Here is a 1,923-nt window from a genome sequence, read left to right as displayed (position 1 = left end):
CGCGGACGTCGGCGGTGACCGTCAGCGCCGCCCCGTCGTCGCCGGACGTCTCGGCGCGGTCGAGTGCCGCGACCGCCCAGCCCCGCGCGGCCATCAGCCGTACGACCGCCTGGCCCAGCCCTGACGCGGCGCCGGTGACCAGCACGACCCGCCCGCTCATCGGCCGGTCTCCGCCGCGTCGGCCAGGACCTGACGGGCCACGACGAGCTGCTGGATCTCCTGCGTGCCCTCTTCGAACCAGAAGCCGCGCGCGTCCCGGTAGACGCGCTCGATCGGCGCGGCCACGCTGTAGCCGAACCCGCCGTGCACCCGCAGCGCCAGGTCGGTCACCCGGCCGATCATGTTGAGGCAGAACAGCTTCGCGGTGGACGCTGCGGCGGTCACCTCCTCGCCCCGGTCGAACGCCTCCGCGGCCCGTCGTACGAGGCCGCGCCCGGCGTCGATGTCGGCCCGCATGTCGGCGAGGTGCGCCTGGATCGCCTGGCGTTCGGCGATCGGCCGGCCGAAGGTGGCGCGCCGCAGCGCGAACCGCGCGGCCTCGTCGAGGGCGCGTTCACCGAGCCCGACCATGCACGCGGACAGCGAGATGCGGCTGTAGTCGAGGAAGTACAGGCCCACGTCCAGGCCCTCACCCACCGCGCCGAGCCGGTGCGCGTCGTCCACGCGCATGCCGTCGTACCGCAGCCAGGCGTGGCCGGTGCCGTGCAGGCCCATGGTGCGCTGGGTCGCGTCGATCTCGAACCCCGGGGTGTCCCGTGGGATCAGGAACGCGGTCAGGGAGTCCTTCGCCGCCCGCTCGTCGCTCGCGGCGACGAGCAGGAACCAGTCGGCGCGGTCGGCGAACGTGATGAGGTGCTTCTCGCCGGTCAGCAGCCAGCCGTCGCCGTCGCGCACCGCACGCGAGCGCAGGTCGCGCCCGGTCCCCGCGGTGGCCTCGGTCAGGCAGAACGCCACGACGGCGTCGCCGGAGCCGATCCGGGACACGAGGGCGCGCCGGCGCTCGTCCCCGTACCGCAGGATCGGCCGCCAGATGCCGTTGGACAGGTGCACCAGCATCCGCCCGGCGCCCGGCCCCATCGCCGCGGCCTCCAGGTAGGGCAGCAGCTCCACCGTCGACAGGCCGAAGCCGCCGTGGGCCTCGGGCAGGGTCAGCCGGTACGCGCCGATCCGGGCCGCCCCGTCGAGGACGGCCCGCGGTATCCGGTCGGTGCGCTCGATCTCCGGCGCGGCCGCCTCCACCTCGCCGGTGAAGAAGGCACGGAATTCGTTCAGCTCGGGGATGCCGGCCACGGGGGAGTTCTCCTTCTCTGTCGGGCTCTTTCGGGTTCGGCCTCGGTCAAAGCCCGCTTCAGGGCTCGGCGACGATCCGCACCAGGCCGTCGGGACGCCGGTCGAGCAGGTCGAACGCCTCGGCCGCCCGGTCCAGCGGCAGCCGGTGGCTGACCATGCCGGACAGGTCGAGGTGGCCGTCGCGGACCAGCGCGACCACCTGACGCAGGTCGTCGATGGTGGACGTGTAGGTGCCGGACACGCTGATCTCGCGGGTGACGAACGAGGTGATCCAGCCGAGGTCGAGGTCGCCGGGGGTGACCGAACCGATCACCAGCCGCCCGCCGGGGCGCAGCGTCCGTACCGCCCGGGCGGGCGTCTCCGGCGAACCGGTGAAGTCGATCGCCACGTCGGCCGGGCCGACCTCGCGTCGCAGCTCCTTCAGCCGCCCGGCCGTGAACGCGGGGACGCCCAGCTCCGCGACGCGCCGCCGGGTGGCCTCGCTGCGGACGACCGCGACCACCGTCGCGTCCGGGACCAGAGCGCGGACGAGATGGACGACGGCGGTGCCGACACCGCCCTCGCCGAACACGCACAGCACCCCACCGGCCGGCACATCGGCCACGGTCAGCGCGTCGTACGCGGTGGCCGCCG

3 protein-coding genes are annotated in these 1,923 nt (G+C 74.4%); all 3 read right to left on the bottom strand.

Features of this window, described 5'->3' with window-relative positions:
- Positions 1 to 160, bottom strand: a 160-nt coding sequence (locus ACFFNX_RS48775; protein ID WP_378213276.1) for an SDR family NAD(P)-dependent oxidoreductase, incomplete at its 3' end; no start/stop codon positions are given.
- A complete protein-coding gene (locus tag ACFFNX_RS48770) occupies positions 157 to 1,290 on the bottom strand; it encodes an acyl-CoA dehydrogenase family protein (protein ID WP_378213275.1) in 1,134 nt (377 codons plus the stop codon). The genes ACFFNX_RS48775 and ACFFNX_RS48770, both read right to left, overlap by 4 nt.
- A 58-nt stretch (positions 1,291 to 1,348) precedes the next feature.
- Positions 1,349 to 1,923 (bottom strand): zinc-binding dehydrogenase (locus ACFFNX_RS48765; protein ID WP_378213274.1); only part of this gene is annotated, 575 nt, incomplete at its 5' end.

This window comes from Actinoallomurus acaciae (assembly GCF_042429965.1).
GTDB lineage: Bacteria > Actinomycetota > Actinomycetes > Streptosporangiales > Streptosporangiaceae > Actinoallomurus > Actinoallomurus acaciae.
The sequence above is the reverse complement of the archived record's forward strand: the minus strand, read 5'-3'. Positions and strand labels throughout refer to the sequence as shown.